This is a genomic window from Actinoallomurus sp. CA-150999 (genome assembly GCF_050942425.1).
Taxonomy (GTDB): Bacteria; Actinomycetota; Actinomycetes; order Streptosporangiales; family Streptosporangiaceae; genus Actinoallomurus.
The window spans coordinates 9,806,634-9,822,596 of sequence record NZ_CP192063.1 but is presented as its reverse complement, the minus strand read 5'-3'; the positions used below and the strand labels follow the sequence as shown (position 1 = coordinate 9,822,596).

General features: G+C 71.9%; 13 protein-coding genes. 6 read left to right on the top strand and 7 right to left on the bottom strand.

Annotation, left to right across the window (positions count from 1 at the left end):
• Window positions 1–76 precede the first annotated feature (76 nt).
• The 3 genes from ACQP2O_RS45175 to ACQP2O_RS45165 all read left to right on the top strand — a co-directional run bounded on the left by ACQP2O_RS45175 (window position 77) and on the right by ACQP2O_RS45165 (window position 3,917).
• Window positions 77–2,737, top strand: coding sequence for an AAA family ATPase (locus tag ACQP2O_RS45175; protein ID WP_433175557.1), 2,661 nt, complete (start codon window positions 77–79; stop codon window positions 2,735–2,737).
• 101 nt (window positions 2,738–2,838) lie between these two features.
• Complete coding sequence (locus tag ACQP2O_RS45170) at window positions 2,839–3,507, top strand: class I SAM-dependent methyltransferase (RefSeq protein ID WP_433175555.1); 669 nt, start codon at window positions 2,839–2,841, stop codon at window positions 3,505–3,507.
• Entirely contained in the window at window positions 3,504–3,917 is a 414-nt protein-coding gene (locus tag ACQP2O_RS45165; protein ID WP_433175553.1) for a GerW family sporulation protein, read from the top strand. Before ACQP2O_RS45170 ends, ACQP2O_RS45165 begins: the two co-directional genes overlap by 4 nt.
• 101 nt (window positions 3,918–4,018) lie before the next feature.
• Here the strand turns inward: ACQP2O_RS45165 and ACQP2O_RS45160 are convergent, their stop codons facing one another.
• Together ACQP2O_RS45160 and ACQP2O_RS45155 are read right to left on the bottom strand one after the other, a co-directional pair.
• Window positions 4,019–4,759, bottom strand: a complete 741-nt coding sequence (locus tag ACQP2O_RS45160) for a dienelactone hydrolase family protein (RefSeq protein WP_433175551.1) — start codon at window positions 4,757–4,759, stop codon at window positions 4,019–4,021.
• Complete coding sequence (locus ACQP2O_RS45155) at window positions 4,756–5,373, bottom strand: ClpP family protease (RefSeq protein WP_433175549.1); 618 nt, start codon at window positions 5,371–5,373, stop codon at window positions 4,756–4,758. Before ACQP2O_RS45155 ends, ACQP2O_RS45160 begins: the two co-directional genes overlap by 4 nt.
• Before the next feature lie 89 nt (window positions 5,374–5,462).
• Here ACQP2O_RS45155 and ACQP2O_RS45150 point away from each other — a divergent pair, with 89 nt between their 5' ends.
• Window positions 5,463–6,407, top strand: a complete 945-nt coding sequence (locus tag ACQP2O_RS45150) for a LysR family transcriptional regulator (protein WP_433175547.1) — start codon at window positions 5,463–5,465, stop codon at window positions 6,405–6,407.
• On the opposite strand, the gene ACQP2O_RS45145 is transcribed toward ACQP2O_RS45150, so the two are convergent.
• The 5 genes from ACQP2O_RS45145 to ACQP2O_RS45125 form a co-directional block, all read right to left on the bottom strand.
• Window positions 6,400–8,574: a xanthine dehydrogenase family protein molybdopterin-binding subunit gene (locus tag ACQP2O_RS45145; RefSeq protein ID WP_433175546.1), complete on the bottom strand. Its 2,175-nt coding sequence runs from the start codon at window positions 8,572–8,574 to the stop codon at window positions 6,400–6,402. The genes ACQP2O_RS45150 and ACQP2O_RS45145 overlap by 8 nt on opposite strands.
• Window positions 8,571–9,533, bottom strand: a complete 963-nt coding sequence (locus ACQP2O_RS45140) for an FAD binding domain-containing protein (RefSeq protein ID WP_433175544.1) — start codon at window positions 9,531–9,533, stop codon at window positions 8,571–8,573. The genes ACQP2O_RS45145 and ACQP2O_RS45140 overlap by 4 nt, the downstream gene beginning before the upstream one ends.
• The gene (locus tag ACQP2O_RS45135) at window positions 9,533–10,204 is read right to left on the bottom strand and encodes a (2Fe-2S)-binding protein (RefSeq protein ID WP_433175542.1); all 672 of its coding nucleotides are present in this window, start codon (window positions 10,202–10,204) and stop codon (window positions 9,533–9,535) included. The genes ACQP2O_RS45140 and ACQP2O_RS45135 overlap by 1 nt, the downstream gene beginning before the upstream one ends.
• Before the next feature lies 1 nt (window position 10,205).
• Entirely contained in the window at window positions 10,206–12,233 is a 2,028-nt protein-coding gene (locus ACQP2O_RS45130; RefSeq protein ID WP_433175540.1) for an NPCBM/NEW2 domain-containing protein, read from the bottom strand.
• 254 nt (window positions 12,234–12,487) lie between these two features.
• Window positions 12,488–13,123: a TetR/AcrR family transcriptional regulator gene (locus ACQP2O_RS45125; protein ID WP_433175538.1), complete on the bottom strand. Its 636-nt coding sequence runs from the start codon at window positions 13,121–13,123 to the stop codon at window positions 12,488–12,490.
• A 109-nt stretch (window positions 13,124–13,232) separates the two neighbouring features.
• On the opposite strand from ACQP2O_RS45125, the gene ACQP2O_RS45120 reads away from it, so the two are divergent.
• Both ACQP2O_RS45120 and mca read left to right on the top strand, forming a co-directional pair.
• Window positions 13,233–14,708 carry an MDR family MFS transporter gene (locus tag ACQP2O_RS45120; RefSeq protein ID WP_433175536.1) on the top strand — a complete coding sequence of 492 codons (1,476 nt, stop codon included), beginning with the start codon at window positions 13,233–13,235 and terminating at the stop codon, window positions 14,706–14,708.
• Window positions 14,709–14,890: 182 nt separating this feature from the next.
• Entirely contained in the window at window positions 14,891–15,820 is a 930-nt protein-coding gene (gene mca / locus ACQP2O_RS45115; protein WP_433175534.1) for a mycothiol conjugate amidase Mca, read from the top strand.
• The last annotated feature ends 143 nt before the right edge of the window (window positions 15,821–15,963 follow it).

The following is a 15,963-nucleotide window of genomic DNA, read 5'->3' as shown; positions in this document are numbered from 1 at the left end:
GTCGGACACCGGCCCCATTCATGATCGACCCACCGTAGGCTGCTGTCCGGTTTCCACGGGTCGATGGGGGATTGTGGTGCGGCTGCCAGAGCATCTGGAACTACTGCTCACCGACGAGCCGGTCCTCGACGTCTACTCGTACGGCCCGTGGCGCGTGCCCGATGGGCTCTTCGAGGAGATCGCCGATCGGATCGATGGGCTCCTCGCCGACCCGCGGTGCGCGGACCTGACCACCGACGCCCACAAGTTGCTGACGCTGCCCGCCTCGCTGGTCGCCGCGGACCTGTACCAGATCATCGCCTTCCTGCCCGGAGTGAGCGCGATCCGGGCGGGTAACCGCTGCCAGCTGCACGAACGCCTGCTCGCCCGGCAGCTCAGCAATCCGGCGCCGCTGACCGAGCTGAACACCAAGTGGCACACCTCGACGAACTTCTGGCGGCCACCGGTCGACTGGCTGATCGATGTACCGGACCGCGAACTCGCGATCGAGCTCGCCCGTGACAGCCTCGCCGTGCTCGAGGGGATCGAGCCGTTCGAAGGCAGGCGGCACGCGCTGCTCCGGCTGTACGACGACCCGCCGGACTGCGATGTGAACCTGTCCAAGAGCGAACTGCGCGCGCACTGGGCCGCGCACGCCGACGACGAGATCCTCGCGGAGGTGCCCGAGCTGGCCGGGCCGGTCGGCTACCTGGAATGGGTGTGGTCCGGACTCCAGGCGGCGCACGACCACCTGTCCGGCGTGGTGCGGCGCTCCCGGTCGGTGGGAACCCACCTGAGCCGCCTGCTGATCCAGTGCGGCCTGGACCGCGTGCCCGTGGAGCTGTCCGTCGTGCTCGGCGAGGACCTCTACAAGGAGGTACGGGCGCGTTTCTGGCGGCATCGCGACGGTTTCCGGGCCGGCGCGTGGCAGGAGGAGGTCAGGATCTGGCTCGACGAGGCGCTGGTCGAGGGCGCGGCCGACGCCTGCCGTGCCTGGCTCGACATGGCGACCCGGTTCGTGGCCTGCGTGCAGGGCCTGCCCGGTGAGCCGCAGCGCAGCGGTCCGGACTACACGCCGATCGATCAGTTCCAGCGCGACCTGCGGCGTCTGTACGCCCCTCGCCGCCGCGTCGTCAACCCGCTCGCCACGAAGCTCGCGACCGCCCGGAAGGAGAAGCCCGTACGTGCCGAGGAGGCCTCCGCACCTCCCGGCGTGGCCACCGGACTCGTCGGCCAGCCCGAGCTGACCGCACTGCTCCAGGAGACCACCGGCGGGGACTCGACCGTACGCCTGCTCGTGGCCGGGCCGGAGGGCACCGGCCGGCGTCTCGCCGTGCAGGAGCTGGCGAAGGCGCTGGAGCTTGCCCGGGATCCGCTCTGGCTCACGCACAACCTGTTCGCGGGCAAGCCCCTCTTCGAGGCCGCCGCCAAGCTGCACGCCGACGTCCGCGACTGTGCCGGGGATCGGCTGCTGGTCATCGATGGCCTGGACGAGTTCGCCACCGAGGTCGGCAACGGCCCGGCGTTGATCAGCGAGCTGCACCGGCTGCTGGCGGTGTACGAGGACCTCCACCTGATCGCGCTCTGCGGCGAGGTGGGGGTGGAGCGGATCCGCGACGCCGACCCGGCCCTGCTGAACCGGTTCCGCGTCGCCCGGACCCGGCCGTTCACGGCCGACGGGTACGCCGAGCTGTTCGACCGCGAGATGCGCCGGCGCGGCGCGCGGACGTACAAACGCGCCCGCGACGCCGCCGGGGAGTTGCTCGCCGCGACGCCGCCGACGCAGACGCTCCGCAACGCCCGCCTCGTGGCACATCTGGCGGACCGTGCGATCGAGTCCGTACGAGGCCGTACGGAGCCGGACGCCGAGCTGGTCGTCAAGCGAGCCGACGTCCCCCGCGCGTTCGACGCCTCGGGCGCCGACGACGACCCGCTCGCCGCACTGCAAGGCCTCACCGGCCTGGTGACGATCAAACGGGAGATCGGGCTCCTCATCGCGATGACGCGCGCCGAGAAGCTGCGCGCGGAGCAGGGACTGGGCGGTATCGCTCCGACGCGGCACATGGTGTTCACCGGCGATCCCGGTACGGGCAAGACCATGGTGGCCCGGCTGCTGGCCCGGATCTACAAGAAGCTCGGGGTGCTGTCCTCCGGCCACCTGGTCGAGGCGTCCCGCGCGCACCTCGTGGGCGAGTACATCGGCCAGACGGCCCCGCGGACCCGCCGGCTGGTCGAGCGGGCGATGGGAGGCGTGCTCTTCATCGACGAGGCCTACACGCTCACCCAGCCGTCGTTCAAGAGCGACTTCGGCCTCGAGGCCGTCGCCGAGCTGGTCAAGCTCATGGAGGACGACCGGGACGACCTCGTCGTCATCGTCGCCGGCTACGAGCAGGAGATGGCGGACTTCCTGACCGCCAACCCCGGACTGGACTCCCGGTTCCCCAAGCAGCTGCACTTCGCCGGCTACACCGACGACGAGCTGTGCGCCGTGTTCGAACGGCTCGCCGCCGACGACGGCTTCGTCCTCGCGCCGGAGGTCGGCGACGCGCTGCGGGCCCTGCTCCGCCGTACGGCGCGCGGTCCGTCGTTCGGCAACGGACGGTTCATGCGCAACCTGCTCGACGCCGCCGTCGCCCGCCAGGCGCAGCGCGTCACCGGCCTCGACCGGCCCTCGCGGACCGACCTCGTCACCCTGTGCGCCGAGGACCTGCCGTCCCGCCCCGCGCCCACGGATGAGGGGTTCGGCCTCTACCTGTGACAGGCGGCCACGTGTGACCACGCGGCGGGGCTGCGCGGCCGGCGCTCGCTGGGTCACCATGGGTAGCCCGGGACGCTGGATAGAGGAGGACGGTGAGCGCCATGGCATCGGGCAGTACCCGGCACCCGATCTTCGCCTGGTTCTACGCGAAGGTCGCCGGACCCGCCCTGGACAAGGCGGGCGTCGCCGAACACCGCAAGCGCCTCCTGGCCGGGCTGTCCGGGGAGGTGATCGAGATCGGCGCGGGCAACGGCCTGAACTTCCCGCACTACCCGGCCGAGGTGAGGCGAGTGGTCGCCATCGAGCCCGAGCCGCAGTTGCGCGTCCTCGCGCAGGAGGCCGCGCGCGCCGCGCCGGTACAGGTCGAGGTCGTCAACGGCCGCGCCGAGCAGCTCCCGACCGCCGACGGCTCTTTCGACGCGGCCGTGGTCTGCCTGACCCTGTGCTCGATCGCCGACCCGGGAGCCGCTCTCACCGAGCTCTACCGCGTGCTGCGGCCCGGTGGGCAACTGCGTTTCTTCGAGCACGTGCAGGCCGACTCACCCGCCATGCGCCGCGTCCAGCGCCTCGTGGACGCGACCGTCTGGCCCCGGCTGTGCGGAGGGTGCCACACCGGCCGCGACACCCAATCGGCCATCACCGCCGCCGGCTTCACCCTCTCCGCAGTGGACCGTTTCCCCTTCCCGGCCAGCAGGATCCCGTCCCCGGCGGCGACCCACATCCTCGGCACCGCCATCCGCGAGCACTCCGACCAGGCAGGACCGCAATGACCGATATCGAAAGCACCCCCGAAGCCGCCGTCAAGGCGAGCGAGACCGCCGACGCGGTCAGGACCCTGCTGGAGCGACTGGCCGACCGGCTCGGCGGCAAGGCGTCGGTGACCACCGTCTTCGGCGAACCCATCGTCGGCGACGGCGTGACCGTGATCCCGGTGGCACGGGCCGTTTACGGCTTCGGCGGCGGCGCGGGGCGCGAGACCGGACCCGCCAAGACCGGCCAGGGCGGCGGAGGGGGCGGCGGCGCCCGCACCAAGCCCCTCGGCTTCATCGAGATCAAGGAAGGAACGGCCACCTACAAGCCGATTCGCGACCCCTGGACGGACATCGTCGTTCCCGTGACGCTCGTCCTTGCCGGAACCCTCGCGCCGAGACTCGCCCGCGCCATCGGCCGCCGCCGCTGACACGCAAGAGCCGGATCCCAGCGTCGTGGACGCCGGCGCGGGGATCGTCTCGCCGAAGGCCTGCCATCCCGCCCCGCGCCCGTCGACGACGGCTTCGGCCGCTACCGGTGACCGGTGCCCTCCTCCGCCAGGCACTCGGCGAGGAAGCCCTCCAGCGCCGACCAGGCGCGCCGGGCGGTCCGGGCGTCGTACTGGATCCCGAGCTCGGGGCTGTTCGCGTACGGCGCCATGAACGCGTGCTTCGCGTGCCCGAACGCCTCGATCCGCCAGTCGGCGCCGGCCTCGGTGAGCTCGGCCGCCAGCGCCACGACGTCGTCCGGTTTCGCGAACGGGTCCTCCCAGCCGTGGTAGACGGCGATCTTGCAGTCGATCGGCCGTACGGGCCGGTTCTGCGGAGGCGTGAGGACGCCGTGGAAGGCCGCGACACCCGTGACGGCCGCGCCGGTCCGGGCCATGTCGAGCACGCACAGCCCGCCGAAGCAGAACCCGACGGCCGCGAGCCGGGCGGGATCCACCTCGGGCAGCCCGGCGACGACGGACACCACGGTGGCCAGCCGGTCCGCGAGCATCCCGCGGTCCTCCAGGAAGGGCCGCATGAGCGCGTCGAACTCCTCCGGCGTCGACGCGCTCACGCCTTTGCCGAACAGGTCCATGGCGAACGCCTGATATCCCCAGGGCACGATGCGCTTGCCGAACTCGATCAGCGCGTCGCTCATGCCTTCTGCCCCGTGGCAGACGAGCACCGTGGGCGCCGGGGCCGGGATCGCCTCGTCGACGATGAGGACGCCTTCGAGCGCGGCGGAGCCGTGCCCGTACGCGACCGGCCTGGTGACCACGGTCATCGGGGGAGCACCTGGTCGGCGGAGCGTACGACGTGGTCGACGAAGCCGTACGCGCGGGCCTCCTCGGCGGTGAAGTAGCGGTCGCGGTCGGAATCGGCCTCGATGCGCTCGACCGGCTGCCCCGTGTGGTGGGCGATGCGGTCCAGCATGAGGCGCTTGACGGCGCGCATGTGCTCGGCCTGGATCCGGATGTCGGCGGCCACACCCCGGATCCCGCCGGACGGCTGGTGCATGAGGATGCTGGTGTGGGGGAGGGCGTAGCGCTTGCCGGGCGTACCCGCGCACAGCAGGAACTGCCCCATCGACGCGGTGAAGCCCATCGACAGCGTCGCCACGTCGTTCGGGATGAACTCCATGATGTCGTAGATCGCCAGACCGGCCGTCACCGAGCCGCCGGGCGAGTTGATGTAGAGGTGGATGTCGCGGTTCCGGTCCTCGGCCGACAGGAGCAGCATCTCGGCGCAGATCCGGTTGGCGATCTCGTCGTCGACCTCCTGGCCGAGGACGATGATGCGCTCGCGCAGCAGCCGCTGGAAGACCGGGTCGCCCATCGGCGGCGCGGGGGGCGCCTCGGCGGTACGCGAGGCCGGTTCGAAGAGCATCTGAAGGGTCATGGAGTCAGGTAAGCGGCGGCTCGGACGCGACGTCCAACAACTTCACACGCGGCTTTGACAACCGACGGTTGTTGATTGAGGCTTTTCGCATGGAACCCGATCTCCAGGGGATGCGGGCGTTCGTCGTCACGGCGGAGGAGCTGCACTTCGGCCGGGCCGCCGCGTGGCTCTTCCTGACCCAGCAGGCGCTGTCCAAGCGCATTCGCCGGCTGGAGAACGCCCTGGCAGTGCCGCTGTTCGACCGCACGACGCGCCGGGTCGCGCTGACGCCGGCCGGTCGGCGGTTCCTGCCGCTCGCCCGGGACGCCGTCGCCGCGTTCGACACCGCCGTCGCCGCCGTCCGCGACACGTCCGCGCCGCTGCGGGTCGAGGTGTTCGCTGAGCGCTTCACGCCGCTGCGGATCCTGCGGGAGGCCGTCGAGCGGACTCCGGGCCTGCGCGTGGAGCCCACGATGCGGCAGGGACTGGCGACCGCGCTGCCGGCCCTGCTGGGCGGCGAACTGGACGCGGCGTTCGGCCGGGTGCACGACCTCGGCCGGCCCTGGCCCGCCGAGCTCGACCACCGTCCCGTGCACATCGAGCCCCTGCACGCCTTCGTCGACGAGGCGCATCCGCTCGCCGGCCGATCCGTCCTGCGGCTGCCCGACCTCCGGGAGGCGGGGATCGCGATGCCCGACCCCGGCGGCTCCGAGGAATCGCGCGGCTATCTCCTCCGGCTCCGTGACGAGCTCGGCGTCCCCGTCCGGTTCACCGAGCTCGCGATCGGAGTCCGGGACTACGGGGAGCAGATGCGGCGGGAGACGCGCGCCGTGGTGCTCGGCGAGGCGGGCATGGACATGCCGCACGACCCGCGCAGGCGGCAGATCCCGATCGCGGGACCGGTGCCGCTACACGTGTGGTCCATCGCCTGGCAGCGCCGGAACCGCGATCCGCGGCTGCGGAGACTCCTCGCCGCGCTTCCCGTTCCCTCCGTTCCCGACCCCGGCGACGAGCGCGTCTGGATCCCCGACGTCGACCGCGCCGCGCTCAGGTGAGCAGCTTCTCCAAGGTGATCGGCAGGTCGCGGATTCGCTTGCCGGTGGCGTTGTAGACCGCGTTGGCGACGGCGCCGGCGGCCCCGACGATGCCGAACTCCCCGATGCCGCGGGCGCCGAGCGGGCTGAGCAGCGTGTCGGGGTAGTCGAGGAAGTGCACGTCGATCGGCGGGATGTCGGCGTTGACCGGGACGAGGTACGACGCGAGGTCGGCGTTGGCGATCCGCCCGGTGGCCGGCTCCAGCCGGGTCTCCTCGAGGAGGGCGTGCCCGATGCCCATGACGACGCCGCCGACGATCTGATTGTGCGCGGTCTTCTCGTTGACGATCCGGCCGGCGTCGAGGACGGTCACCCAGCGGGAGACGCGCGGCTCGCCGGTCCAGGCGTTCACGCGCACCTCGCAGAAGTGCGCGCCGAACGACCGGAAGCCGTGGGCCTTGTCCCCGTTCTTCGGCGACGTCGCGGTCGCCTCGACGCCGGGGACGTCCAGCGAGGTCAGCAGCGACCCGAACGGCACGGACAGGCTCCCGGCCGTCAGCCTCCCGTCCTCGAACCGGACGTCGCCGGCGTTCATGCCGTGGAACGGGGACCGCTCGTCCTGGACGGCCAAGGTGATCATGGCGGTCTTGGCGGCGTCCGTCGCGAGCTGGACGGCCGGGCCGTTCGTGGAGGTGGAGCCGGAGCCGCCGGCGTTCGCGGCGACCGGTGCGGCGGAGTCGCCGAGGTCGGGCCGGATCCGCCCGACCGGGATGCCGAGGGACTCGGCGGCGAGGATCGCCCACACGGTGGACTGTCCGGTGCCGAGGTCGGCCCCCGTGCCGGACACCACGGCGGTGCCGTCCGCCAGCAGCCGTACCTTGACCGACGCCTGTGCGCGCGACGCGCCGTACGTCGCCGTCGCCATGCCCAGGCCGACGAGTTGGTCGCCGTCGGTGACCGCGCCCGGCGTCGGATTCCGCCGCGACCAGCCGAACCGCTCCGCGCCGATCCGGTAGCACTCGTCGAGGTGCTTGCTGGACCACGGCACCCCGCTGCTCGGCACGACGGGGGAGTCGTTCTTGCGGCGCAGCTCCAGGGGGTCCATGCCGAGCTTGACCGCGAGCTCGTCCATCGCGCTCTCCAGCGCGAAGGAGCCGTTCGCCTCCTGCGGCGCCCGCATGATCGTGGTGACCGGCACGTCCAGCGTGACGACCTTCCGGCTCACGTGGATGTTGGGCGAGGCGTACAGCGACAGGCACAGGTTGGCGACGGGCTCGTAGAAAGTGTTCGACGCCGACTTGCTGGAGACGCCATCGTTCTTGATCGCGGTGAGCGTGCCGTCCTTCCGCGCGCCGAGCGACACGGTCTGCTGCGAGGCGGGCCGGTGCCCGACCACGGTGAACGTCTGCTCGCGCGTGAGGACGGTCTTCACCGGGCGGCCCAGCGCCCGGGACGCGGCGGCGGTCAGCGGCGTGTGCGCCCAGATGCCCCACTTGTTGCCGAAGCCGCCGCCGACGTACGGGTTGCGGACATGGATCTTGGCCTTGTCGATGCCGAGCGCCTCCGCGATCCGGTCGACGACCAGAATGACGCCCTGCGTCGCCGTGTAGAGGGTCACGTGGTCGCCGTCCCAGGCCGCGACGGTCGGGTGCGGCTCCATCGCGTTGTGGTTCTGCATCGACGCGGTGTACGTCGCCGAGATCGTGACCTCGCTCGCGCCCAGGGCGTCGTCGATGGAGCCGACGCCCGGCGCGAGCACCTCGGACACCGGTGACCCGCTCGGTGGGTCCGCCGCCGAGGCGAGGCCGTCGTGGAAGGAGGCGGCGGGCGTCCGCGCGTCGTACCGGACCTGGATCAGCGACGCCGCGTCCCGGGCCTGCTCGAACGTCTCGGCCACGACGAGGCCGATCGCCTGGCCGAAGTAGCGGACGTTCGCGTCCTGCAACGGCGGGGTGAGCTCGTCGTTCTGCTCCTTGGTGTAGCGGTACAGCTTCAGCGGCTCGAACGGCGTGTACACCGCGAGGACGCCGGGCGCCTTCGACGCGGCGGCCGTGTCCATGCTCACGATCGTGCCGCGCGCGACCGTGCTGGTGACGAGGTAGCCGTACGCGAGGCGGTCGAGCCGGTTGTCGGCGGCGTACGCCGCGCCGCCGGTGACCTTGAGCCGCCCGTCGACCCGGTCCGTCATGACCGTCCCTCCAGGCTCGTGAGGGCGCGGACGATCGTGCGCTTCAGCAGCGTCACCTTGAACGCGTTGCCCGGCAGCGGTCGTGCGCCGTCGGCGGCCGGGGCGGCGGCCGCCTCGAAGACGGCCCGCGTCGGCGGTTTCCCCCGCAATGCCGCCTCGACGGCGGGCAGTCGCCACGGCACGGTGCCGACGCCGCCCGCCGCGACCCGCGCCTCGCGGATCACGCCGCCGCGCACGTCGAGCGCCACGGCGGCCGAGGCGAGCGCGAACTCGTACGAACTCCGGTCCCGTACCTTGACGTAGGTCGAGTGACGGGCCCACGGAAGGCGCGGCACGACCACCTCGGTGATCAGCTCGCCGGGCCGCAGGTCGTTCTCGACCTGAGGAGTATCGCCCGGCGGCCGGTAGAAGGCGGTGAGCCGGACCAGGCGCTCGCCGGCGCGGCTCACCAGGTGCACCGAGGCGTCCAGCGCGACGAGCGCCACGGCCAGGTCGCTCGGATGGGTGGCGACGCACGCGTCACTGGTGCCCAGGATGGCGTGCGTGCGGTTGTCCCCGGTCAGCGCCGCGCAGCCGCTGCCCGGCTGCCGCCGGTTGCAGGCCGAGTGGACGTCGCGGAAGTAGCCGCAGCGGGTGCGCTGCAGCAGGTTGCCGCCGATGCTCGCCATGTTGCGCAGCTGCGGGGACGCGCTGAGCGCGAGCGCCTCGGCGATCACCGGGTACACCCTGGGATGCCGGGCGACGTCGCTCATCCGCTCGAGCGCGCCGATGCGCAGAGCGTCCCGACTGATCCCGTGCAGCGGCAGGCGGTTGATGTCGATGACCTGTCCCGGCGCCAGCACGTCGAGTTTCATCAGGTCGACCAGTGTCGTGCCGCCGGCGAGGAACGCCGAGCCGGGCCCCGCGAGCCGCAGCGCCTCCGGCAGCGTACGGGCGGCGGTGAAATCGAACGCGCGCATCAGTCCGCCTCCCGCGCCTTCTTGATCGCCTCGACGATGCCGGGGTAGGCGCCGCAGCGGCAGATGTTCCCGGACATCGCCTCGCGGATCTCCTCGTCGCTTCGGGCGTCGCCCTCCTTCAGGAGGGCGACCGCCGACATGATCTGGCCGGACGTGCAGAACCCGCACTGGAACCCGTCGCACTCGACGAACGCCCGCTGCACCGGGTGCAGGTCGTCGCCGCGCGCCAGGCCCTCGATCGTGGTGACCTTCCGGCCGTCGGCCGTCGCCGCGAGGGTGAGGCAGGACAGGACGCGCCGGCCGTCGACGTGCACCGTGCACGCCCCGCACTGCCCCCGGTCGCAGCCCTTCTTCGTACCGGTCAGGCCGAGCCGCTCGCGCAGCGCGTCCAGGAGCGTCACGCGGGGGTCGACGTGGAGCTTCTCGGCCTTGCCGTTCACCGTGACCGCGATGTCGACGGCGCCGTCGTCGGTGGCCGGGGTGGCCGGGCCGGGGACCGGGGCCGAGGTCAGCACCGCCCCGGCCGACGCCGCCGCCGTCGTGCCGAAGAAGCTGCGCCGCGACAACCTGCCGTCGTTCTCGCGGGGGGACCGCCGCCGCGACGGGCCGCCGTCCCTGCGGGTGGTCTGCGGCGACAGGCCGCCGTCGCCGCGTGTCGTCTCGTCGCTCATGTCAGCTCCCGCAGGTGAGCACGGGAATCGCCCAGTCACCGCGGTCGTAGCTGTTGGTGTCGCCGCCGATGGTGGTGACGATCCGCAGGTACGACGCGCCGGTCAGCCCGCTGGACAGGTGGAAGGCACCGTCCTGCCAGGTCCGCAGCCCGCTGTCGGCGACCTTCGTGCCGTCGGCCCAGATCTCGAACGTCACGGTGCTCTGACCCGCCACCGGCCGGGGGTCGCGCTCGTCGTCCACGCCCACGTCGGCGGTGAGGGAGGTGCACCGGCCGTTCAGGTAGTACACGATCTCGGCGGGCGCGTGGGTGCCCAGGCCCTTGGCGTATACCGTGCCGTTGATCGTGAGCGGCTTGCCGTCGCCGGGCTTGGCGCCCCCGTTGGACATGTTGTGCTCGACCGGCCCGTACCCGTTATGGGCCGTGGCCCAGTCGTCCGCGCCCAGGTCGGTCGTCCCGCCGGGCACCGGCTTGGGCACGACCAGGTCCTCGGCGAGTGACAGCCGCGTCCCTGGCAGGCCGTACGACAGGCGCGCGGTGAGCGACCGGGCGCCCGGCGGCTCGGACGCCGGTGGGGTCACGCGCCAGCGGCTCTTCAGCGTCGCGCCGGTGCGCAGGATCGCGGCGCCGGTACGGCCGACCGGCTCGGCCTTCCAGCCGGTGGGCAGGCCGAGGGAGGGCCGGGCGTTCAGCATCGGCGCGCGGCCGAGGTTCGTCGTCGTGACGTCGGCGGTGAAGGCGCGCCCGGCCGGGGTGATGGTGCCGGAGATGCCGGTGACCGCGGAGGGCAGGTCCAGCCCGAAGGCGGCCGCGGGCGGCTGGAACGCCCAGGCCCGGGAGTCCCGCCGGACGCGGTACATCACGGTGCCGTGCGCCGGAACGACCCCGGAGACGGTCCCGGCGGTCTCGGCGTCCTTGTGGGTCCACAGGTCGCGCAGGACGTACGCGGGCCGCTTCGGCAGGCCGAGGGCGCTCGCCGTCGTGCCGAAGGTCGCCGTCGTGTCGGTCTCGTTGAACAGCGTGACGGCGACGTCGCCGTTCTTCAGCGGCTTGGCGAGGACCCAGTGGCCGTTGTCACTGGCCAGGACCGTGCCCTGCGTACCGAGCGGGTCCTGGTCGACGGCGATGACGTCCTTGTTCGTGAGGATGCTCAGCGTCTCCGGGGTGGCCTTGCGCAGGTCGGTGCCGATGAGGAGCGGCGCCGCCATGATCGACCAGAGGCTGAAGTGCGAGCGGTACTCCCGGGCGGTCATCCCGCCATTGCCCACCTCCAGCATGTCCGGGTCGTTCCAGTGCCCCGGACCGGCGTACGGCGCGAGCGGCACGTTCTGCTTGAAGATGCTCAGCAGGGAGGGCCAGCTGTCGCTGATGTCGCCGGTCGTGCGCCACAGATGGCCGACGTCCTTGCCCCACTCCCAGGGCTTGTTCTGGCCCCACTCGCAGATGCTGAACACGATCGGCCGGCCGGTCTTCTTCAGCGCGTCGCGCATCTTCGTGTACCGCTCGAGCGCCGGCCGGTCCTGGTTGTTGCAGTTGTCGTACTTGAGGTAGTCCACGCCCCAGTCGGCGAAGGTCTGCGCGTCGACCTCCTCGTGGTCCAGGGCGCCCGGCATGGTCTTGGCGCAGGTCTGCGTGCCGGCGCTGGTGTAGATGCCGAGCTTCAGGCCCTTGGCGTGGACGTAGTCGGCGACCCACTTGATGCCGTGCGGGAAGGTCTGCGGGTTCGGCACGAGACGTCCGGTCTGCGGGTCGCGGTCGTGCGCGGCCCAGCAGTCGTCGATGTTGACGTACGTGTAGCCGGCGTCCTTGAGACCGGAGCTGACGAAGTAGTCAGCGGTGTCCGTGATGAGCTTCTCGTCGACGTTGCAGCCGAAGGAGTTCCAGTCGTTGAAGCCCATCGGCGGGGTCCGGGCCAGCCCGTCGTCCAGCGCGTGGGCGGGGGCGGTCATGGATTCGGTGATCGCCAGGGCGGTGGATCCGGTGAGGAGGGCCAGCCCGAGGAGGGCGGCCGACAGGCGGCGGCGGGGCATGCGGGGGACTCCTTCGCCGTGGGCCGTAAGGTCTGGAGGCTGGCCAAAACATAGGATCTATTTAGTAGTTGGTCAAGGATCCTTACTGACCGCCATCGGCCCGGACTTCCGCGTTTTCCTGACCTGTGTGTGAATTCGTTGCCGTGGTGGGCGGGGAGATCGGACCTGTCATCCGAGGTCTGTCGGCAGTCCGGAACTCCGCGATCGGATCCGGAGCGTGCTCAAGCCCGCCAAGCGCTGGGGCATTTCCGGCGTCAGCGCACGGCGTAGCCGCCCAGTGTCGGCTCGAGGAGGCCGAACGCCTGCTGGGCGGCGTCACCCAGCGCGGCGGCGATCGTCTCGTCGTCCTCACCCGCCAGCGTGCGGCGGAGCACGTCCTGGAACAGCACCCGGTGGACGGCGGTCAGCTGCGCGGCCGCCGCCCGGGGCATGATGTCGTCCGGCGCCGCGCCGGTCTCGGCGGCGAGCGTTTCGGCGAGGGCGTCCTCGCGCTGCTCCTGGAGTTCGCGCAGCCGGGCGCGCAGCGCGGGACTTCCCGTGATCATGCGGGCGAACTCCGGGCCGGAGAAGCCGATCATCGCGTCGTGTCGCGCCAGGTCCGCGAAGTAGTTCTGGTGCAGTGCGGCGAGGGCGGACTGGCCGGCGGCCCGTTCGGCGACCGCGCGGGCCGGGGCGGCGACGATCTCCTCGTGCAGGTCGAGGACGAGGTCCTCCTTGCGCGGGAAGTGGTTCGTCACGGTCATCTTCGCCACGCCGGCGGCCTCCGCCACCTCCGCGATCGTCACCTCGTCGAAGCCCCGCTCGATGAACATCCGCGTCGCGACGTTCGAGATCTCCTGGCGGGTCCGTCTCTTCTTCAGCTCCCGCAGACCCAGCGTGTCAGTGCCCATGAGCCCATCCTAGGCGTTTGAGTGTGCTCGACCTAATTTTAGGTTTGACCTATTCATCGGTCGCGCCTAAAGTTAGGTCCGACATAGTGAACTCCTTTGGAGGGGATGCATGCTGATCCAGCGCGCGCCGGTGACCGGCACGAAGACGACGACGGCGGCGGAGGCGCGCGCCGCCCGCCCGGAGCCGCTCGACCCGGCGTTGCTGCGCATGGGCGCGGTCCTGACCCTCGGGGCGATCCTTGCCGGGCTCGACGCGACGATCGTGAACGTCGGCATCGACGCGATCGCCCGTGACCTGCACGGCGGGCTCTCGGCCGTGCAATGGGTGTCCACGGGATACCTGCTGGCGATCTCCATGGTGATGCCGCTCTCGGGCTGGATGACCGACCGCTTCGGCGGCACGAGGATGTGGATGATCTCCGTGGGGCTCTTCGTCGCCGGCTCGGCGCTGTGCGGCCTCGCCTGGTCGACGTCGGCGCTGATCACCTTCCGGGTCCTTCAGGGCATCGGCGGAGGCATGATGCAGCCGATCGGGCAGTCGATCATGGCCCAGGCGGCCGGTCCGTCCCGGATCGGCCGGGTGATGAGCATCCTGATCATCCCGGTGTCCTTCGCACCGGTCATCGGGCCCGTTCTCGGCGGCCTCATCGTCGCCGACCTCGACTGGCGCTGGATGTTCTACGTCAACCTGCCGATCGGCGCGATCGCACTGCTGCTGGCGTCACGCGTCCTGTCGAAGGACACCCCGCACACCGCCACCCGCGCCCCGTTGGACGTGCTGGGCCTGGCCCTGCTCTCACCAGGGCTGGCCGCCCTCGTCTACGGGTTCGCGGCGGCCGGCGGCACCGGCGGCTTCGGCACCGGACGCGTCGTCGCCGCCCTCACCGGCGCGGCGGCGCTGCTGACGGCGTACGGGACACACGCCCTGCGCCGCCGGGTCACCCCGCTCGTCGACCTGCGGCTGTTCGCGCGGCGCGGCTTCGCCGCCGCCACGTCGAACTCCTTCCTGCTCGGCGCGTCCCTGTACAGCTCGATGCTCCTCCTGCCGCTCTACGACCAGCAGGCCCGGCACGCGAGCGCGATCGAGGCCGGGTTCTTCCTGGCCCCGCAGGCCCTCGGCACCGCTCTGGCGTCGTTCTTCGCCGGGCGGCTGTCCGACCGGATCGGCGCCCGCGGCGTCGTCCTCGCCGGAATCGGCCTCGCCCTCACCGGGACCGTGGTGTTCACCCGGCTCGGGACCGACCCCGCCGGCCCGCTGCTCATCCTGTCGCTGCTCGTCCGCGGTGTCGGGATCGGCACGATCATGGCGCCGGGGATGGCGGCGGTGTACGGCAGCGTCGAACGGCACGAAGCGCCCCGCGCGGCCGGCGCCCTCAACGTCGTCAACCGCGTCGGCGGCTCGATCGGCACGGCCGTCTTCGCCCTCATCCTGCAGAGCCGGCTCGGCCATCACCCGGCGAACCCCGCCGCGGCGTACGGCGACACCTTCGCCTGGGCCCTCGGCCTGACGGCGCTGTCGATCATCCCCGCCCTGTTCTTCTCCGCCAAGCCCCGTACCCCTGCCATCAGAGAGGAGCGCACGTGAACATGCGTGTCACCCGATGAGTGCCGCACGCCATGACCCGACGCCACGAGAGGAGCGCCGTGAACCTGCGCGTCACCCGATGAGCGCCGACCCGACGCCGAGAGGAGCGCACATGAACATGCGCGTCACCCGATGAACCCGGCGGCCACCGGCCGCACCCCCTGACCGCGGGCCCGCACCAGATGCGGGCCCGCCGACCTTCGAGGAGACAGGTGAACCTACGCATCACCCCGGACGAGACACCCCGGCTGCTGACCGTGCACGCCCACCCCGACGACGAGTCCAGCAAGGGCGCCGCGACGCTCGCCCGCTACGCCGCCGAAGGCGTCGACGTCCTCGTCGCCACCTGCACCGGCGGGGAGCGCGGCGACGTGCTCAACCCGCGACTGGACCGGCCCGAGGTACGGCGGAACATCGCCGAGCTGCGGCGCGCCGAGATGACCGCCGCGCGGAAGGTGCTCGGCGTACGGCAGCGGTTCCTCGGCTTCGTCGACTCCGGCCTGCCGGCGGACGGCGAGCCCCTGCCCGACGGCTGCTTCGCCCGGCAGCCGATCGAGGACGCCGTACGCCCGCTCGTCCGCCTCATCCGCGAGTTCCGGCCGCACGTCGTCATCACGTACGACGAGACCGGCGGCTACCCGCACCCCGATCACATCAAGACGCACGAGGTGACCGTGGCGGCGTTCGACGCCGCCGGCGACCCGGACCGGTATCCCGAGGAGGGCGCACCCTGGCAGCCGCGCAAGCTGTACTACCAGGCGGCGTTCTCCCGGGGGTGGTTCCAGACGCTGCACGACGCGATGACCGCACGGGGGATCGCCTCGGCGATGGGAGCGGTCCTGGACGAGTGGCCCGACACGGCGCCGAAACTGGAGATCACCACCCGCGTGACCTGCGCCGAGTATTTCGCCGTACGGGATCGGGCACTGCTCGCGCACGCCACGCAGAGCGACCCGGACGGCCCGTTCTTCGCCCATCCCCGCGACCTCGAACGCGAGGTGTGGCCGACCGAGGACTACCACCTCGCCCGCTCCCAGGTCGAGGTCCGGCTGCCCGAGGACGACCTGTTCGCCGGGCTCCGGCCGGCCGCGCCCGCCGCCATGACGACGTGACCCGCGCGTCGTGCGAGCTCGATCAGCGGCTGCCGTACTCGCTGACGAGTCGCCGGTGGCGATCGGCCACGGATCCCCGTGACCGGCGTCGGGCCGGGATGTCGACGTCCGATCGTCGCTGGCGGGCCGGCCCGGAGACCCGC